The 18817-nt window shown below is 57.3% G+C and carries 18 protein-coding genes; 15 read left to right on the top strand and 3 right to left on the bottom strand.

Annotated features, from left to right (window positions below):
- Positions 1-145 precede the first annotated feature (145 nt).
- The 3 genes from argF to VL197_06070 form a co-directional block, all read right to left on the bottom strand.
- Positions 146-1066 carry an ornithine carbamoyltransferase gene (gene argF, locus VL197_06060; GenBank protein ID HUJ17538.1) on the bottom strand — a complete coding sequence of 307 codons (921 nt, stop codon included), beginning with the start codon at positions 1064-1066 and terminating at the stop codon, positions 146-148.
- Positions 1067-1169: 103 nt separating this feature from the next.
- Positions 1170-2363, bottom strand: coding sequence for an acetylornithine transaminase (locus VL197_06065; protein HUJ17539.1), 1194 nt, complete (start codon positions 2361-2363; stop codon positions 1170-1172).
- Between the two features lie 397 nt (positions 2364-2760).
- Positions 2761-3783 (bottom strand): FlgT C-terminal domain-containing protein, encoded by a 1023-nt coding sequence (locus tag VL197_06070; GenBank protein HUJ17540.1) that lies wholly within the window; start codon positions 3781-3783, stop codon positions 2761-2763.
- A gap of 637 nt (positions 3784-4420) precedes the next feature.
- Between VL197_06070 and VL197_06075 the strand changes: the two genes are divergently transcribed.
- The 15 genes from VL197_06075 to dut all read left to right on the top strand — a co-directional run bounded on the left by VL197_06075 (position 4421) and on the right by dut (position 18756).
- Complete coding sequence (locus VL197_06075; GenBank protein HUJ17541.1) at positions 4421-5596, top strand: aminotransferase class I/II-fold pyridoxal phosphate-dependent enzyme; 1176 nt, start codon at positions 4421-4423, stop codon at positions 5594-5596.
- A gap of 118 nt (positions 5597-5714) precedes the next feature.
- Positions 5715-7031, top strand: a complete 1317-nt coding sequence (locus tag VL197_06080) for a homoserine dehydrogenase (GenBank protein ID HUJ17542.1) — start codon at positions 5715-5717, stop codon at positions 7029-7031.
- A 100-nt stretch (positions 7032-7131) separates the two neighbouring features.
- Positions 7132-7392 carry a sulfurtransferase TusA family protein gene (locus VL197_06085; protein HUJ17543.1) on the top strand — a complete coding sequence of 87 codons (261 nt, stop codon included), beginning with the start codon at positions 7132-7134 and terminating at the stop codon, positions 7390-7392.
- Positions 7393-7504: 112 nt separating this feature from the next.
- Entirely contained in the window at positions 7505-8311 is an 807-nt protein-coding gene (gene moeB / locus VL197_06090; GenBank protein HUJ17544.1) for a molybdopterin-synthase adenylyltransferase MoeB, read from the top strand.
- Positions 8312-8383: 72 nt separating this feature from the next.
- The gene (locus VL197_06095) at positions 8384-8806 is read left to right on the top strand and encodes a M67 family metallopeptidase (GenBank protein ID HUJ17545.1); all 423 of its coding nucleotides are present in this window, start codon (positions 8384-8386) and stop codon (positions 8804-8806) included.
- 67 nt (positions 8807-8873) lie between these two features.
- Positions 8874-9149, top strand: coding sequence for a MoaD/ThiS family protein (locus VL197_06100; protein ID HUJ17546.1), 276 nt, complete (start codon positions 8874-8876; stop codon positions 9147-9149).
- A 104-nt stretch (positions 9150-9253) separates the two neighbouring features.
- Entirely contained in the window at positions 9254-9496 is a 243-nt protein-coding gene (locus VL197_06105; protein ID HUJ17547.1) for an NIL domain-containing protein, read from the top strand.
- Positions 9497-9610: 114 nt separating this feature from the next.
- On the top strand, positions 9611-10834 hold the full coding sequence (locus VL197_06110) for a cofactor-independent phosphoglycerate mutase (GenBank protein ID HUJ17548.1): 1224 nt from the start codon (positions 9611-9613) through the stop codon (positions 10832-10834).
- Positions 10835-10971: 137 nt separating this feature from the next.
- Positions 10972-12189 carry an aspartate kinase gene (locus VL197_06115; protein ID HUJ17549.1) on the top strand — a complete coding sequence of 406 codons (1218 nt, stop codon included), beginning with the start codon at positions 10972-10974 and terminating at the stop codon, positions 12187-12189.
- An 80-nt stretch (positions 12190-12269) separates the two neighbouring features.
- Positions 12270-13862: a citramalate synthase gene (gene cimA, locus VL197_06120; GenBank protein ID HUJ17550.1), complete on the top strand. Its 1593-nt coding sequence runs from the start codon at positions 12270-12272 to the stop codon at positions 13860-13862.
- Between the two features lie 93 nt (positions 13863-13955).
- On the top strand, positions 13956-14381 hold the full coding sequence (locus tag VL197_06125) for a SoxR reducing system RseC family protein (protein ID HUJ17551.1): 426 nt from the start codon (positions 13956-13958) through the stop codon (positions 14379-14381).
- Between the two features lie 27 nt (positions 14382-14408).
- Positions 14409-14675 (top strand): hypothetical protein, encoded by a 267-nt coding sequence (locus tag VL197_06130; GenBank protein HUJ17552.1) that lies wholly within the window; start codon positions 14409-14411, stop codon positions 14673-14675.
- A 43-nt stretch (positions 14676-14718) separates the two neighbouring features.
- A complete protein-coding gene (fusA, locus tag VL197_06135) occupies positions 14719-16836 on the top strand; it encodes an elongation factor G (protein HUJ17553.1) in 2118 nt (705 codons plus the stop codon).
- A gap of 138 nt (positions 16837-16974) precedes the next feature.
- Positions 16975-18231, top strand: coding sequence for a pitrilysin family protein (locus tag VL197_06140; protein HUJ17554.1), 1257 nt, complete (start codon positions 16975-16977; stop codon positions 18229-18231).
- Between the two features lie 72 nt (positions 18232-18303).
- Positions 18304-18756 (top strand): dUTP diphosphatase, encoded by a 453-nt coding sequence (gene dut / locus VL197_06145; GenBank protein ID HUJ17555.1) that lies wholly within the window; start codon positions 18304-18306, stop codon positions 18754-18756.
- The last annotated feature ends 61 nt before the right edge of the window (positions 18757-18817 follow it).

The following is an 18817-nucleotide window of genomic DNA, read 5'->3' on the forward strand; positions in this document are numbered from 1 at the left end:
TCGTAAGCAGCCACGTCTTTTTTATAGCATACTGGGGAGGGCTTGTCAGCGTGAGATTCTAATTTGAGATTTATTAGCAATCTCTCTTTGTGGCCAGGCAGCGCTGATAATGCATGATTCGCGGGACAACGGGCGCCGGGGGAAATCATCCCATCAGGAATTCAAGGATGGCCTTCTGCGTGTGGAGCCGGTTCTCTGCCTGGTCGAATACGGCCGAGCGGGGGCCGTCAATCAGCTCGGCTGCAATCTCTTCACCGCGATGCGCGGGAAGGCAATGCATGACGATCGCACGCGGCGAGGCGGCGGCCATGAGCGCGGCATTCACCTGAAAGCCGCGGAATGCGTCGACACGCTTGGCGTGTTCACTCTCCTGTCCCATACTCGCCCAGACGTCGGTATAGACGATGTCCGCGTCCTTTGCCGCCTTCGCAGGGTCGCTTGAGAGCTTCAGTTCGGAACCGGTCCCGGCGGCGATCTGCCGGGCCTCGCGCATGATCCCCGCATCAGGTTCGTAGCCGGGAGGACAGGCGAGAGAAACGTGCATTCCCGTCTCCACGCATGCCTCTATCAGGGAATGAGCCATGTTGTTGCCGTCCCCGACATAGCAGAGCCGGAGCCCCTTAAGCTTTCCGAGCTTCTCGTTGATCGTGAAGAGGTCGGCAAGGGCCTGGCAGGGGTGATGGAGGTCCGAGAGCCCATTGATGACCGGGATCGAAGCGTTCGTTGCGAGCTCCTCCACGGTGGACTGGGCGAATGTACGGATCATGATCCCGTCAAGGTACCGGGAAAGGGTTCTCGCCGTATCGGAGAGGGGTTCCCCCCGCCCGATCTGAAGGTCGTTCGGCGAGAGGAACAGGGCCTGTCCTCCCAGCTGATACATGCCGACTTCAAATGACACGCGCGTGCGGGTGGAGGACTTCTCGAAGATCATACCGAGCGATTTGCCCTTCAACGGCTGGTGACTCTTTCCCTGTTTTTGCATCTTCTTCAGGGCAGCGGAACGTTTCAGGATATTTTCGATCTCCCGGGGAGTCAGGTCTGAGACTGCGAGCAGGTCTTTTTTCATTCGCTCTCCAATGGTTCCGTCCGGAACCACCTTACTATTTGGGTCCAAACCATACGAGGCGGCCGGGAAAAGCCGCCTGTGCGCAGATGCTGCCCGATCCCGATCAGCGTTTCGAAAAAATCCGGTCCAGCGTGTCGATCAGGCTGTCGATCTCTTCTTCGGTTATGATGAGCGGCGGCATGAACCGGAGCACGGTGTCCATCGTGCAATTGATCAGGAAGCCCTCCTTGAGGCAGGCGCTGACAACGTCCTTCCCCTCGAAGTCCAGCTCCATGCCGATGAGCAAGCCCATTCCGCGCACGTCTTTGATGAAGGCGTATTTCTGCCGGAGCCCTGCAAGCCGTTCCCGGAAATGCCTTCCCAGATGCTCCACGGCAGGAATGATGATGTTGTCCTCGAGCAGGGCTTCCAGGGACGCCAGGGCTGCCGCGCAGGCAAGCGGGTTACCTCCGAAGGTGGAACCGTGGGAACCGGGAGTAAAAGCCTGCGCAGCCCGGTTTGTAGCGATCAGCGCGCCGATGGCCATACCAGCTCCAAGCCCCTTCGCGAGAGCCGCGACGTCGGGCTGAATTCCGGTATGTTCGTATGCGAAAAGGCGGCCAGTTCTGCCCATACCGGTCTGGACCTCGTCGAGCACCAAAAGGATGCTGTGCCGGTTGCAGAGTTCACGAAGCCCTCCTAAATATCCAGGCTCCGGGATGTTAACGCCGCCCTCCCCCTGAAGCGGCTCCACGAGAATGGCGCAGGTACGTTCGTTCACCGCCTTCTCAGCGGCAGTGAGGTCATTGAACGGCACGTACTGGAACCCCTCCAGGAGGGGCTCAAAGGTTTTATGGATCTTCGTCTGTGCTGTAGCAGAGAGCGATCCCATGGTCCGGCCATGAAAGGAACCTGCCATGGTAACGATCTCGTAACGGTCCTGTTTCAGCACCTCGCGGCTGTACCTGCGCGCCAGCTTGATGGCCGCTTCAACCGCCTCGGTCCCTGAGTTGCAGAAAAAAGCCTTATCGGCGAAGGAATTCCGGACCAGCGCCTTTGCCAGGTTGATCTGCGGTTCGTTATGATAGTGATTCGAGACGTGCATGAGGCGCTGCGCCTGCTTTTGGAGCGCAACGACAACGCGGGGATGGCAGTGGCCGAGATTATTCACGGCGACACCGGACACAAAATCAAGGTACTCTCTGCCGTCGGAGTCGTAGACCTTGGCACCGCGGCCCTTCACGAGCACGAGCGGCTGCCGTCCATAGGTGTTCATCAGATATTGTTGAGACTCTGCAAGAACGTCGTCGGTGATCATGATTTGCAAAAAATATCACAGTCATAGTGAAAAATCAAACACAAAATGGGAAGACGGGACGTATCATTATCAGTGCAGGAGCCTTCAGGAGGTTCGTGACAAAGGAGTTGGTCTCTCGAGGGGGTGTACCAGAGGGATTATCGGATGTCTCCCGGACAGCTGGCCGGCCCGGCCGAAGAAAGACGTGCCGTTTGTGCTCCACGGGACCTGAGGGCCGGGATTTCTCCGGCCTTCTATGAAATTGATTGCCGAAGAAAAGCCTTCGGGCCGTTCCGAGACTACTTCAAGCGCTCTTTGGCCTTTTTAGCCGCCTGGCTCGATGGAGCCGTTGCGACAGTCTTCTGCCAGAAGTCCTTTGCCTTGTCCGATTTTTCTCCCAGGTACGCATAGGCGTTCCCTATCTTGAGAGGTACATCTCCGCCTGGAAGTCCGCGTTCGGAGCGTACTTTGCAGCGTCCCCATAGCCCTCGAGCGCCCGCTTGAGCGCCTTGTTCTTATTGTAGGAGGGTTTGGGTTTCGCGGCGTCCCACAAATACAGATCGCCCTTCAATTCGTATGCTTCGGGGTAATGACGCTGTGCGGAAAGCGCCTTGTGGATGAATTTCTCCGCATTGTCCAGCTTGTCTACGGCCTCCAGCAGCCTGGCCCGAGAAAGAAAGACATCGGCTGCCTTCTTGTTCCGCTTTTCCAGGGCCGACAGAGTGCGGTCGATCTCCTTATACCTGTTCTTCCAGCCGCTGTCGTTGTTGATCTTCTGACGGCGCAGTTCCTCGATCTGGGCGTTAACCGCGGCCAGTTGGGAACCGAGGCCGCCGTCGGCAGCGGCCGGGGCGGGGCGTTCAAAGTCTACCTTTTTCGGTTCTGCGGAGGGAGCAAGATCAATGCTGCTCTTGACCATCTGTCCCGCAGCGATTGGATTGTCCTCGTTCTCCTTCAGGATCGTCGCATCAGCGGTCTTCGCCTTCACAACCGAAACCTCGATCGTTCCGGTCTCGTTGCGTTCGATGTCAAGAACTTCGCCGGTCTTCGGATGCTTGATGATCCGGCCCTCCTGGTGGACGATGAACTGCATGCCCGGTTTGACGCCTGCCCGCTTGCCGAGGTCGATCAGGGTCTTGTTCCCGTCACGCTGGACGATATATCCCTCCAGAGGGAAGTCCCCGATGATCTTGTCCGCCATCTGGACCACCAGGTCCTCCAGCTTGGCCGCGCTCGTGCTTTTCACGTTCTCCGCCGCCACGATCGAGCTGCCCTCCACCTCGATGATCCTGGCATTCACCTCCATCAGGTTCTGGAACTGCATCACCGATCCGGTGATCACAACCTTCGCGCCCAAGACCCTGCCGAGCTTCGAGGAGCCGCTCTCGTCCACGAGACCCGAAGCGTGCATCTTTTGCTCCTCCAGGACCTTTTCCAGCAAGACGTCTTTCGATGACGTCGAATCGGCCCTCCTTCACGAGGGCGGTAATGAGCCATTCAGCGACGATCTTGCCCATATCGCTGGTATCACGAATCCCCCCCTGGAGCTGGAAGTCGAGGACAGCGATTTTTGTTTTTTTTGAATTCAGCTGAAGCAGAGGAGGGCAGGACCTCGGCAATGAAAACCAAGGCGAGTAAGAAACTGAAGATGACCCGTTTCATTTTATGTCTCCTCTATCATTCATTGCCGTGCTGGAGCTAGATGCTGATGCATGCCTAGGTATAAAGTCTTATATCAGGCTGGTAAATCAACATAATCAAGAGGTGAAATCAAATCGAAATTTACGCTGAGTTCAGCCATTCTTGCATAGTGATGAGCCCCATTATACTTAAGCTCATTGCGATAATACCAAATTGAGCATCTGGACGGGGTGGTTGCGGGTTACGACTCTATCAGGTCGGCTCACGACAGCAGTCTGACAAAAAGGTTCGGCCCTTTAACTTCACCTATGCACCGTAGCACTGGAAGGGGAGAGTATTTTTTATTGACAAAATTTCACTACTGTTCTATTATCAATTTTACTTTTTAAATTGCATGGTTAGGGCCGTTAAAGTCATTGAAAAAGAAAGAGATAGAAATGCCTGATCGCTATGCCCGGATCAAGAGGCTGCCGCCCTATGTCTTCGGAATCGTGAACGCCATGAAGATTGAGGCGCGCAAGCGCGGCGAGGACGTTATCGACCTGGGCATGGGCAATCCCGACCAGCCTACGCCTCGGCACATCGTGGACAAACTTGTCGAGGCCGCACAGAATCCCAGGAACCATCGCTATTCAGCGTCCAGGGGCATAACAAAGCTTCGTACCGCCATCTGCGACCGGTATCGGAGGAACTACGGCGTTGAGCTTGATCCCGAAACCGAGGCCGTGGTCACGATCGGATCCAAGGAGGGGCTGTCCCACCTTGCACTTGCCGTAATCGAGCCCGGGGACGTGGTTCTCACGACCACACCGGCCTATCCGATCCATCCCTACAGCGTCATCATCGCGGGCGGCGAGGTGCGTTCGATTCCCCTCAGGAAGGAAGGAGACTTCCTTGCCGACATGCAGGAGGCCTTCAAGAACACGTGGCCGCGGCCAAAGATGCTGATCATCAACTTCCCGAACAACCCGACCACCGCCGTCGTGGATGTCGCGTTCTTTCAGAAGATCGCCGACTTTGCCCGGGAGAACGACATCATTGTCGTCCATGATCTCGCCTATGCCGATCTGAACTTCGACGGGTACCGGGCGCCGAGCTTTCTGCAGGCTAAAGGTGCGAAGGATGTAGGCGTGGAGTTTTACAGCCTGACGAAAAGCTTCAACATGGCCGGCTGGCGTGTCGGCTTCTGCGTCGGGAACAGGGAGGTCGTCGGCGCGCTCATCAAGATAAAGAGCTATCTTGACTACGGTATGTTCCAGCCGATCCAGATCGCCTCGATCATTGCCCTGAATGGTCCGCAGAAGTGCGTCAAGCAGACCTCCGACATGTACCAGTCGCGGAGGAACGCGCTCATCGAAGGCCTCGGAAAGTCCGGCTGGGGCATAGAAAAGCCGAAGGCAACCATGTTTGTCTGGGCCGAGATCCCCGAGCCCTTCAGGAAGAAGGGTTCCCTGGAGTTCTGCAAACATTTGATCAGGGAAGCGAAGGTCGCGGTCTCTCCTGGCATCGGTTTCGGCGAATACGGCGATCACTATGTGCGCTTCGCCCTCATTGAGAACGAGCAGCGGCTGCGCCAGGCTGCCAGGGGCATCAGGAAGGCGCTGCAGAAATAAAATCTCAATCCTGATTTCTAAATCTTGAGCGGATTTTTCAACATTCCTCTATTGTCGTTTTACATCGTTTAGAATATGAGGCTTCGAATTTAAGTTTTACAACTCAAGGTGGACGTCTATGTCATCCAAGAAATCAATCAATGTGGGCATTATTGGCTTTGGCACGGTCGGGACGGGAACGGCGCGCATCCTGATCGAGAACGCTGAAGTCATCAAGAAGAGGCTTGGCGCTCCGGTCGTCCTGAAGAAGATATCGGACCTCGACATCAAGCGCGACCGCGGTATCAGGCTTGGTGAGGTGAAGCTCACGACCAGTGCGCAGGAGATCGTAAGTGATCCTGACATCGATATCGTGGTGGAGCTCATCGGAGGGTATAAGCCTGCGAGGGAGTTCATGCTCGAGGCGATCAGGAACAAAAAACATGTGGTGACCGCGAACAAGGCGCTGCTCGCCGTGCACGGTGAAGAGATCTATGCTGCCGCAGAGAAGTCCGGAGTCACCCTGGGATTCGAAGCGTCCGTCGCAGGCGGCATCCCGATCCTCGCCGCCATCAGGAACGGCCTTGCGGCGAACAACCTAAGGTCCATTTACGGCATTGTGAACGGTACCTGCAATTACATCCTGACGCTCATGACGAACGAAGGCAGGAAGTTCGAGGAGGTCCTGAAGGAGGCCCAGTCCATGGGCTATGCCGAGGCGGACCCGACCTTCGACATCGAGGGGATCGATTCGGCGCACAAACTTGCCGTCCTGACCATGCTTGCCTATGGCACACCGGTGAAGTTCGAGGACATCTATACCGAGGGCATATCCAAGATCACGCCACTGGACATCGATTTCGCGAAGGAACTGGGGTGCAAGATCAAACTGCTGGCGATCACGAAAATGGTGAACGGTGAAGTGGAGGCGAGGGTGCATCCGACCATGCTGCCCGAGTCCTATCCGATCGCGACGGTGGACGGAGTGTTCAACGCGCTTTCGGTCGTTGGCGACGCCGTTGGCTCCACCATGTTCTACGGAAGGGGGGCCGGCGACATGCCGACGGGAAGCGCCGTGGTGAGCGATATCATCGATATCGGTCGGGACATCCTCGCCGGCTGCGTAAACAGGTCCCCGGTCGCGGCCTTCCGGGACCGCGCACCGCTCAGGATCAGAAAGATGGAGGACATCACGTCCTGTTACTATCTCCGCTTTTCGGCCATGGACAGGCCGGGCGTTCTTTCGCGGATCTCCGGAGTGCTCGGCAGGAACAATATCAGCATCTCGTCCGTGATCCAGAAGGGGCGGGGCGCTGCCGCGGCAGTGCCGCTGGTCATGATGAGCCATGAGGCGGTCGAGCGTGATGTGCGGAAAGCGCTTGATGAGATCAATACCATGGATTGTGTGGCCGGTCCGACCCTTGTCATCAGGGTCGAAGAAAGCAGCCAGGGGTAGACGAAAAGTTCGATTTTCAACATGCTATGGTCGAAATGTCGTAACTGCCTTATAGTCATTATTTTAATATTTTGCTGGGTAAGGTACCCGGGAGTTTGTCATGGCCGAAGAATTCAAGCCAGATAAGATCCTCGATATCAAGGGCCAGGTCTGCCCCTATACGTTTGTGCGTTCCAAGCTGACCATTGAAAAAATGAACCTTGGCGAGGTGCTCGAGATCGTCACCGACCACAAACCTGCATCCGAAAACGTACCGAAGAGCATGGAGAACGAGGGACAGAAGGTTCTGAAGGTCGATCAGACTGCGGAAAAAGAGTGGCATATCTTTGTTCGAAAAGAGAAAGAGAAGAAAAAAGGATAAGTGTAACCACCGATGAAAACGGATTAACACCGAGGGAAGTCGCTTCGATTTATTGTTCCTGTGTTTCTCCGCGTGCCCCGACAACATCGGGACCAGTGGATACAAGGTGATCATCATGGAATTTACGGAAGACCAGATACTGAGGTACAGCAGGCATATCCTGCTTCCCGAAGTGGGGGGCGACGGCCAGGAACGGATATTGAACGCCAAGGTCGTGCTTGTCGGCGCAGGAGGACTCGGCTCCCCGGTCGGATACTATCTTGCCGCTGCCGGCGTGGGCACCATCGGCGTGATCGACAACGATCGTGTCGAAATATCGAATCTCCAGCGCCAGATCGCTCATAATACGGGCAGGATCGGCGTGCTGAAGGCCGATTCGGCCAAGGAGACCTACGAGACGCTGAACCACGACGTTAACGTCGTGACCCACAAGGAGCGGCTCACGTCTGCGAACATCAAGAACATCATTAAGGACTACGACATCGTTGTGGATGGGAGCGATAACTTCCCGACGCGGTATCTCGTGAACGATGCCTGCGTCATGCTCAAGAAAACGCTGGTGAGCGCGGCCGTCTTCCGGTTCGAGGGGCAGGTGATGACCATCGTGCCGGGGGAAGGCCCCTGCTACCGCTGCCTCTTCGAGGTCCCGCCGCCGCCGGGCATGGTCCCGTCGTGCCAGGAAGCCGGCATCCTCGGTGTCGTGACCGGTGTGATCGGCACGATCCAGGCGACCGAGGTCATCAAGGCTATCCTGGGAATAGGTCACGCGCTCAAGGGCAGACTCCTGCTGTGGAACGCTCTGGACATGCACTTCCGCACTGTCAAGGTCCCGCGAAACCGGGAATGCCCTGTTTGCGGAGAGCATCCGACGATAACCGAACTGATCGATTACGAGCAGTTCTGCTCCATGCACCATTGAGATGACGGAGAGCGGAATGCAGGGGCAGCCCTTGTTGTGCTGCCCGGTTCGATTTTGGAATGCGTGGGCCTTATGCTGAAAATAAATAAAAGCGACCTTCAGGTCATCGTGGAACACTGCCTTGCCGGCTACCCGAACGAAGCCTGCGGCATGTTGGGTGGCAGGAATGGAAGCGTGGAGAAGGTATATCCCATGAGGAACGCAAAGCCGGGTCCCGATTACTACGAAATGGACCCCGAGGAGCAGTTCCGCGTGATGAAGAACATCAGGGACAGCGGCCTCGAGATGATCGGCCTGTTCCATTCCCATCCAACCGGTCAGGCATATCCTTCCTCTGTTGATGTGGAGCAGGCCTACTGGCCCGGAACGCAGCTCCCGAACTACCCCGACGCGATCTACGTCATTCTGTCCCTGATGGACCGCTCCAAACCGGTGGCACGGGGTTTTTCCATAGAAGAAGGCAAGGTAGCAGAAGTAACGGTGACGGTGCTGTAACCGGGAGAACGTCATCGTCCTCGGAAAGGACGGTGACAGGAGTTTCATCATCCAGGAGGAGGAATGCATGGCTATTAAGGTTAGGATCCCGACGCCGTTGCAGAAGATCACGAACGGCAAGGCCGAAGTGGAATGCAGTGCGAAGAACATTGCGGAACTCGTGGACGCTCTCGAAAGGGACTACCCGGGAATGAAGGAGCGGCTGTCCGAGGGCGGAAAGATACGGCGGTTCATCAACATCTATGTGAATGAAGAGGACATCCGTTTTGTGAACAGGGAGGAGACCGCCCTCAAGGACGGAGACGACATATCGATCGTACCGGCCATAGCGGGAGGGAAGTAACGACCGGCCTTCCTGGCGGGAAGCATCGAGGATTCGTGAGATCGCCGCTTCTCTGCCTCATCCCATTCGCAAGTATTCGATTGCTGCCGGTCAAGGAGAAGAGGATGGCTACAAAGAGAGTCAAATTGACATTTCCTCAGGACCTGATCAAGGAGCCGGTGATCTTCACCATGGCCAGAAAATTCGACATCATGCCGAATATCAGGCGCGCCAAGGTAACCGAGTCGGTTGGTGAAGTGGTGCTGGAGCTTGAGGGCACGGAAAAGAAACTCGAGGAAGGGATTGCGTACCTGAAGGAGCGGGGCGTAGCTGTCGAAACCACGGAAGGGGACGTCCCAGGCGCGTGATGATTCCCTTTTTTTGCCAGGGTTCCGCGCCGGATACCACACCAGCGGTCGGAGCGGACGGAACTGCCCGGTCTGCGATGTATCGATGCTGGGCGTCAGGGCGATAGTTCTTCTATGAAATATATTATTCTGCTTGGCGATGGAATGGCCGACCGGCCGCACGCGATGCTGGGGGGGAAAACCTGTCTGGAGGCGGCGAAGACGCCCAATCTCGATCAGCTTGCGACGGCGGGCCAGGTGGGGATGGTCCACACGGTGCCTGAAGGATTCCCCCCGGGGAGCGATGTGGCAAACCTAACCGTCATGGGCTATGATCCCCGGAAGTACTATACCGGCCGTTCACCCCTGGAAGCGGCAAGCATCGGGGTTGAGTTGGCTCCCGATGATGTCGCCTTCCGCTGCAATCTGGTTACGCTCCGCATCACCGGCGGCATGACCGCCGGCGGCGGGCGCCGCGCCGTCATGGAGGATTTCAGCGCGGGCCACATCAGCAGCCAGGAGGCGCGCGTTCTGATCGAGGAGATCGACGGCAGGCTGGGCACGGACCGCATCCGTTTTTACCCGGGAGTGAGTTATCGTCATCTCATGGTCTGGAAGGGAGGCAATGACGGGACCGAGTGCACGCCTCCCCACGACATCCAGGACAAGGAAATTCAGGACTATCTGGCCCGCGGTGAGGGCAAGGAGACGATCAACGGGCTCATGGAGGCATCCGTGGACCTGCTCACGTCCCATCCCGTGAACAGGAAAAGGCTGGAGAACGGCAAACGTGCTGCGAACAGCATCTGGCTCTGGGGCCAGGGGCGAAGGCCGAGCATGCCGACCTTCCGGGAGAAGTATGGACTGGAAGGGGCGATGATCTCGGCGGTCGACCTTACCAAAGGGATCGGCATTTACGCGGGTTTTGAAGTGATCGATGTCCCCGGCGCAACGGGCTGGATCGATACGAACTATGTCGGCAAAGCAGAGCACGCGCTCTGGGCGCTCAAGGCCAGGGATATCGTCTACGTCCACGTCGAGGCTCCCGATGAAGCGGGGCACACGGGCGACCTCAAGAACAAGATGAAGGCAATCGAGGACTTCGATGAATTCATCGTAGGAAACATCATGCACGGCATGAAGCAGTTTGACGAGTACCGGATCCTGGTTCTTCCGGACCATCCGACTCCGCTCGAGCTCAGGACCCATTCAAGCGAGCCGGTCCCCTTCGTTCTGTTCGACAACAGGCAGGAGCGAACCGGGGATCCGGTACACTACGACGAACGGATCGCGCTGCGGAAGGACGCGCTCGTCTTCAAAGAAGGGTACCAGCTGATGGATTATTTTTTGAAGAAATGAAGCATAAATAAATTGAGCCGCGGAGGACAGATCGGTCTCAAAAAATATTCAGGGTTCAAAATTCCAAATTTCGATATTTATTTTATTCTCTGTGCTCTCTGTGGCGACGATTATTACCAGAACAACGGAGGAGAAGGGTGCTCATAGTTCAGAAATACGGCGGTACGTCCGTTGGGAATCCCGAACGTATCAGGAACGTGGCGAGACGGGTTGTACGGACCAAAGAGGAGGGTCATGACGTCGTGGTGGTCGTATCTGCCATGAGCGGGGAAACGGACAAGCTTATCAACCTGGCCAACCAGGTGAGCGAGAATCCCGATCCCCGGGAAATGGACATGCTCGTATCCACAGGGGAGCGGGTCACCATCGCGCTGCTCGCCATGGCGATCCAGTCTCTCGGGCACAAGGCGCAGTCCTTCACGGGCCGGCAGGCCGGGATCATCTCGGACAGCGTCCATACCCGGGCTCGCATTGAGAAAATCACCGGAGAACGGCTGCGGTGTGCCGTCAGGGAAGGCAAGATCGCCGTGGTTGCGGGCTTTCAGGGCATCACGGAAAAGGATGATGTCAGCACGCTCGGCCGCGGGGGGTCGGACCTCTCTGCCGTGGCCGTTGCCGCGGCGCTGAAGGCAGACGTCTGCGATATCTACACCGACGTTGACGGCGTCTATACGACGGACCCCAACATGGTCCCGCAGGCGCGAAAGCTCGACAAGATATCCTATGACGAGATGCTCGAACTGGCGAGCCTCGGGGCCAAAGTGCTCCAGACCCGGTCCGTCGAGTTCGCGAAAAAATACAATGTACCGGTGCGGGTGCTCTCGAGCTTCAACGACAACCCGGGTACCCTGGTGACCAAGGAGGATGCAGATATGGAGAAGGTGGTCGTGTCCGGCGTGGCATATGACAAGAATCAGGTGAAGGTGACGGTCCAGGGTGTGCCGGACAAGCCGGGCGTTGCAGCGAATATCTTCAATACCATTTCGGACAACAACGTGGTGGTTGATATGATCATTCAGAACATCGGCGAGGGCGGCCTCACGGACATGTCATTCACGGTGCCGAGGACCGATGCCAAGAAGATTCTGGAGGTCATGAAGAAGGTCGTGGCCGAGATCGGCGCGAAAAATGTGAACATCAAGGAAGATATTGCCAAGATATCGATCGTCGGCGTGGGCATGCGCTCTCACTCCGGTGTGGCGGCGAAGATGTTCTCGGCAATGGCCAAGGAAGGCATCAACATCATGATGATCAGCACGTCGGAGATCAAGATTTCCTGCGTGATCGATGCGAAGTATACGGAGCTTGCCGTCCGGGTGCTGCACGACGCTTTTGAGATGGACAAAGCTGCGTGATGATGCCGTGAGGAGCCAGGAGGGGACGCTCCTCCGAATGCCGGGGTTTGAACTTTACCCTCACTCTCTATCGGAATTCTATGAAGCCCAAAGTGCAACTATACGACACCACGCTCCGCGACGGTGCTCAGGCCGAGGATGTGAATTTTTCGGTCGAGGACAAGATCCGTGTTGCGCGCAAGCTCGACCAGTTCGGCGTCCACTATATCGAGGGAGGCTGGCCTGGCTCGAACCCCCGCGACGTGGAGTTCTTCAAGGAGATGGGGCGTGTCAGGCTCAGGAAGGCGAAGCTCTCCGCGTTCGGGTCGACCCGCCGCGCCCGGCTCAAGGCCGCCGCTGACCCCAGCATGCGCGCGCTGGTCTCCGCAGGTGCGCCGGTCGCAACGATCTTCGGCAAGACCTGGGACCTGCACGTTCTGAAAGCGCTCGGGACCAGTCTGAACGAGAACCTCGACATGATCGAGGACTCCGTAGCGTTCCTGAAGAAACACCTTGATGAGGTGGTCTACGACGCCGAACACTTCTTCGACGGATATAAGGCAAACCCCGAGTATGCCGTCCAGACGCTACTCGCCGCGGAGGGAGCGGGCGCCGACTGCCTCGTCCTGTGCGACACGAACGGCGGTACGCTGCCCCACGAAGTCGAAGAGATCATCGCCCGGGTGAAAAGGACGATCGCGACGCCCTTCGGAATCCATGCGCACAACGATGCCGAACTCGCCGTGGCGAACTCACTGACGGCGATACGGATGGGCGCGGTCCAGGTGCACGGCACGATGAACGGCTATGGTGAGCGGTGCGGAAACGCCAATCTCTGCTCCCTCATCCCGACGCTTAAACTGAAGCTCGGGATCGAATGCGTCCCGGACGCCAGCCTGTCCCGTTTGCGCGACGTGTCGCGTTATGTGGATGAGCTGGCGAACCTGCCGCATCGCAAGCGCCAGCCCTACGTCGGCGACAGCGCATTTGCCCACAAGGGCGGAGTGCACGTCGATGCCATGGCAAAGAGTTCGCTGACCTATGAACATATCAAGCCGGAGCTGGTGGGGAACCGGCGGCGCATCCTGGTCTCCGATATGGCGGGCAGGAGCAACATCCTTCAGAAGGCGGCGGAACTCGGCATCAGGCTTACCCGGGACAGCCCCGAGCTCGGAACGATCCTCAAAAAGGTCAAGGAACTCGAGAACGAGGGGTATGAATTCGAGGGTGCGGAAGGATCGCTCGAGCTCCTGATGCTGCGCGCGGGTCACAGCTATGAGTCCGTCTTCTCCATGTTCGATCGCATCGACTACCGCATCCTGACGGAGAAGCGCAAGGTCGATCCCAATGCGGTCAGCGAAGCGACCGTTACGGTGGAGGTGGGGGGCAATATCGAGCACACGGCCGCTTGGGGGAACGGGCCGGTGAATGCACTGGACAAGGCGCTTCGCAAGGTGCTGCCGAAGTACTTCCCGGGCAAGGGACTGGAGAGCGTACGGCTCATCGACTACAAGGTGCGCGTCCTGACCGCCGCCGCGGGGACGGCCGCGCGGGTCCGCGTCCTGATCGAATCCGGAGACGGCAGGAACAAGTGGGGCACCGTCGGCGTATCGGAGAACGTGATCGAGGCGAGCTGGCAGGCGCTCGTGGACAGCATTGAATTCAAACTGCTCCGGGCGAAGAAAAAGCCGTGAGCCGGAGCCGGGCTGAAAGGGCAGAGATCCGGCGAAGGGCTTCCCCTCCCGGATCCAGACGGTCCCGTCCCTGATGTCAGTCGAGGTTATCAGATGATCGAAGAAGAAGGCATCGTAGCGGAAATTTACGGAGATATGGCCAAAGTGGCGATCCTGAAAAAAAGCGCCTGCGAACAGTGCGCCGCTTCCGGTGTCTGTCATCCGGGCGATGAGGAGCTGATGGAGGCCGCGAACCCGCTCGGGGCACGGAAGGGCCAGAAGGTCAAAGTCGTCATCGCGCCCCAGATCTATCTCAAGGCCTCGATCATCCTGTACGGTATTCCGATGGCCGCATTCATCACGGGGGCCATCCTGGCGAAGAAGACGGCGATCGCGTACGGAGCTGCAGACTCGGACCTGTGGGCTTTTCTCGCCGGGACCGCCTGTCTCGTGGTATCTTTCATGTTCATCCGGGGCTATAATAAGAAGGTGGAAAAAACACAGAAATACAAACCCGTGATCGGCGAGATCCTTTCCTGAGCTGAGGCACAAAGGGCGAGAAAGACTATGAGACTGATCAAAACTCCAGATGAAGCAAGACGGTTGGCACGGACGATCCTGTCCGATATCCTGCTGTACAACCAGGCCAAGGTCAAGGAGGGGATCGAAAAAGACAGCCTCTTCGACGTGTTGACCGACGAACTGGCGGAGGGGAAGAAGTATTATGAGAGCATGGTGGATGAAGGCATCCGTAGTGGTACGAATTATTTCAACGAAGCCGTCGTCGACGTACTGCTGAAACAGGGAGGCAAGATAAAATCCGAGATCTGGTAGCATGAATGCATAAGAGCATATTATCGTCCGAAAGGAGTGTCGTATGAAAAGCGCAGACATCAAGGACATCCGCAACATTGCCATTCTCTCGCACGGGGCGGCAGGCAAGACCTCGCTTGCCGACGCCATGGTCTTCGCCGGAGGCGCCGTTGAGCTCCTGGGAAGCGTGGATAATGACACCTCGGTCTTCATGCACGAACCCGAAGAGATCGCGAGGAAGATCACCATCACCTCCGCCCTCGGCTACGTCGACTGGAAGGGCGTCAGGCTCAATATCATCGATACTCCCGGATACATCAATTTCCTGGAAGAGACCAAGGGAACCCTCCGCGCTGTTGACGGCGCCGTGCTCATCATCTCGGCCATTTCCGGTGTGAAAGCAGAGACCGAAAAGATCTACCGTTTTGCCTGCGATTACGAGATCCCCCGCATTGCCTTCGTCAGCAAACTCGACAAGGAACGCGCCGACTTTTTCCGGGCCATCGGCGACATGGAGAAGTACTTCTGCAAGAATGCCGTTGTTCTCCAGCTGCCCATCGGCCTGGAGGACAAATTCTCCGGCGTTGTTGATCTGATCACGATGAAAGCGAGGATGTTCGCCCACGACGGAAGCGGCAAGATCGAGGAAAAGGACGTCCCTGCGGACATGAAGGAGCAGGCTGCCGCATACCGGAAAAAGATGGTGGAGCAGATCGCCGAGACCGAGGACAGCCTCCTTGAAAAGTATCTGGACAAGGGTGATCTTTCCCAGGAGGATCTTATCGCAGGCCTCAAACACGGCACGACCGGGGGGGGGCTCCTGCCCGTTCTGTGCGGCTCTCCGGTCAGGAACATGGGGATCGAGCCGCTCCTGGACATGATCATCACGTGCCTGCCGTCGCCCGCCGAGCACGCGAGGATCGTCCAAATCAAGGGGACCGAAACGAAATCGGGAGCCGAGATCACTCTCAAGCCCGCGGCCGAAGAGCATCTGGCCGCCATGGTGTTCAAGACCATCAACGATCCCTTTGCAGGAAAACTGTCTCTCGTCCGCGTGTATGCCGGCACCCTGAAGGCTGACTCCGCGGTTTTTAATTCAACAAAACAGATGAAAGAAAAAATAGGCACCCTGTTCCATATCCAGGGGAAGAAGCAGGTGTCCGCCCCGGCCCTGACCGCGGGTCAGATCGGAGCCGTCGCTAAGCTGAAGGAAACCGTGACGGGTGATACGCTCTGCTCGGAGCAGCATCCCATCGTCCTGAACTTCGCAAAGTTCGCCGACCCGGTCATGTCCTACGCAATCGCGCCCAAGACGCGGGGCGATGACGACAAGGTGAGCACCGGCATTCACAAGCTCCTGGAGGAGGACCCGACGCTCCGGTTCACCTATGACGAACAGACCAAGGAAATGGTGCTGTCGGGCATGGGACAGGTCCACCTGGAAGTCACCCTGGAGAAGCTCAAGCGGAAGTTCGGGGCGGACGTAACGATGAAGACCCCCAAGGTGCCCTATAAGGAGACCATCCGCGCGAAGGCCGAGGCACAGGGGAAATACAAGAAACAGACCGGCGGCCACGGCCAGTACGGCGACGCATGGATCAAGATCGAGCCGCTTCCGCGGGGGAGTGGATTCGAATTCGTCGACAAGGTCGTGGGCGGCGTGATCCCTCGCCAGTATATCCCGGCCGTGGAAAAGGGCGTGGCCGAGGCCATGCACGAGGGTACCCTCGCCGGCTATCCCGTTGTGGACATCCGGGTTACGGTTTTCGACGGGTCGTATCATTCGGTCGACTCTTCGGAAATGGCCTTCAAGGTAGCGGGTTCCATGGGTTTCAAGAAAGCCGTGGAGTCCGCCAAGCCCGTTCTGCTCGAACCGATCATGAGCGTCGAGGTGATCTCGCCGGACGACACCCTGGGAGCCGTGATCGGCGACCTGAATTCCCGGCGCGGCAAAGTGCAGGGAGTCGTTCCCCAGGCGAACGGGCAGGCCATCAAGGCGCTGGTTCCCATGTCGGAGATGCTCTCCTATGCCCCGTCGCTCAACTCGCTCACGAGCGGCAGGGGGATGTATACCATGGAATTCTCCGGGTACGAGGACGTACCGAGCCACCTGTCTCAGAAGATCATGCAGGAGCGGTCCGCCCAGTTGCACGGCGGTAACCACAACCAGAAGGAAAAATAATATTCCCGGCATGGAACGAAACAATGCCGTGAGCCGTCAAGCGAAGACATCGACGGGTTGAGACGAATTACCGTGGAGGGAGTTCCTGCGGTGACGATGAGTGCACCGACGACTACCTCTTCTCATTAAGGAACCTCCATGTACAGAAAAGACACGCTTTCCAACGGCATCCGGGTCGTTTCCGAGACCCTTCCCAAGTCCCGGTCCGTCTCCATCGGTGTCTGGGTCAAGGTCGGCTCCCGGCATGAGCCCCCGGAACTGGGCGGCATCTCCCACTTCATCGAGCACCTGTTTTTCAAGGGAACAGAGAAGAGGACCGCCAAGGACATCGCCATCGAGATGGACTCCATAGGCGGCGAGATGAACGCGTTCACGTCGCAGGAGACGACAACGTACTACGTCAAGGTCGTCGATGAACACCTGCCCATCGCGATCGATCTTCTCTCCGACATCCTCCTCGGCTCCCGGTTCGATCCTGTTGAAATGGACAAGGAACGCAAGGTCATCCTTGAGGAGATCAAGAGCGTTGAGGACACGCCCGATGACTACATCCACGAACTGTTCACGGCGACCGTCTGGCCCAGCAATTCCCTGGGCAGGCCCATCCTGGGCACGCGGGAGACCATCAAGGGGCTCAAGCATGCGGATATCCTGTCCTACATCAACGACTACTACTGCCCGAAGGAGATCGTGATCTCCGTTGCGGGGAATTTCGAGCACGCCCGGCTTGTTGATCTCCTGGAACAGAGCTTCGGAAAACTGTCGCGCACGGGGATCCCCAAGAAAGAGGCCACCCCGGCCTTTACCCGGGATGTGTCGGTCAAGAAGAAACAGCTTGAACAGGTGCAGCTCTGCATTGGCAGCAAGGGCCTGAACTATGCTCATGAGAACCGCTTCGTGGCATCGGCGCTCAATACCGTTCTCGGGAACAGCATGAGCTCCCGTCTTTTCCAGGAGATACGGGAGCAGAACGCGCTTGCCTATTCCATCTATTCCTACGTTACCGCGTACCGGGACACCGGTCTCATCACGATCTATGCCGGCACAGACCCGTCGAATGCGCTCGAAGTGGTGAGACTCGTGCTGAAGGAGATCAGGAATATCCAGGAAGAAGGCATCACACCGGCGGAGGAGATGCGGGTAAGGAACCAGATCAAGGGGAGTCTTGTCCTCTCCCTCGAGAGCAGCAACAGCCATATGAGCAGGCTTGCACGCCAGGAGATCTATTTCGGCAAGTACCTTTCCATGGACGATATCATCAAGGGCGTGGAAAAGGTTACCCGCGAGCAGGTGCAACACCTTGCGCAGCACCTCTTTACGAAGGAGAACATCTCGCTTACCATCCTCGGCCCCTTGAACAAGTCCGATGTTCCGGATTCGGTCCTGGAGATTTAGAGACGGCGGACAGAAGAATATCATCGTATGCTGCCGGATGATTTCTGCTACCTGACTGTTTGGTTGCCAACAATGTTCGACCAGTTCACGGTCAAGATAACGCAGCTCACGAATGCCGAAGGGCTGCCCGTTCCTCACTATCAGACGGAGCATGCAGCCGGCGTGGACCTGTATGCGGCGGTCGAAGGGGAGACCGCCATTGCGGCGGGTGCCTGGAAGCTGGTCCCCACCGGCATTGCGGTCGCGATTCCCGAGGGGTATGAAGGACAGGTCCGCCCCCGAAGCGGACTGGCCCTCAAACACGGCATCGGGCTGCTGAATTCGCCGGGTACGATCGATGCGGACTACCGCGGCGAAATAGGCATAATTTTGTTCAATTTCGGCGAAAAACCGTTTACTATCCATCGGGGTGACCGGATCGCACAGCTTGTCTTCACAAAGGTGGAAAGGGCCCTGTTCGTGAAAGTAGAATCATTATCCGGGACCGCGCGAGGCCCCGGAGGCTTCGGTCATACGGGCCGGTAATGGATGATCCATGAGTTGATCTGTTGCTGAGAAGCGGTCTTTTCATCGCCGGGAAACAGGA

The sequence above is a fragment of the Nitrospirota bacterium genome (assembly GCA_035516965.1).
Lineage (GTDB): Bacteria > Nitrospirota > UBA9217 > UBA9217 > UBA9217 > MHEA01.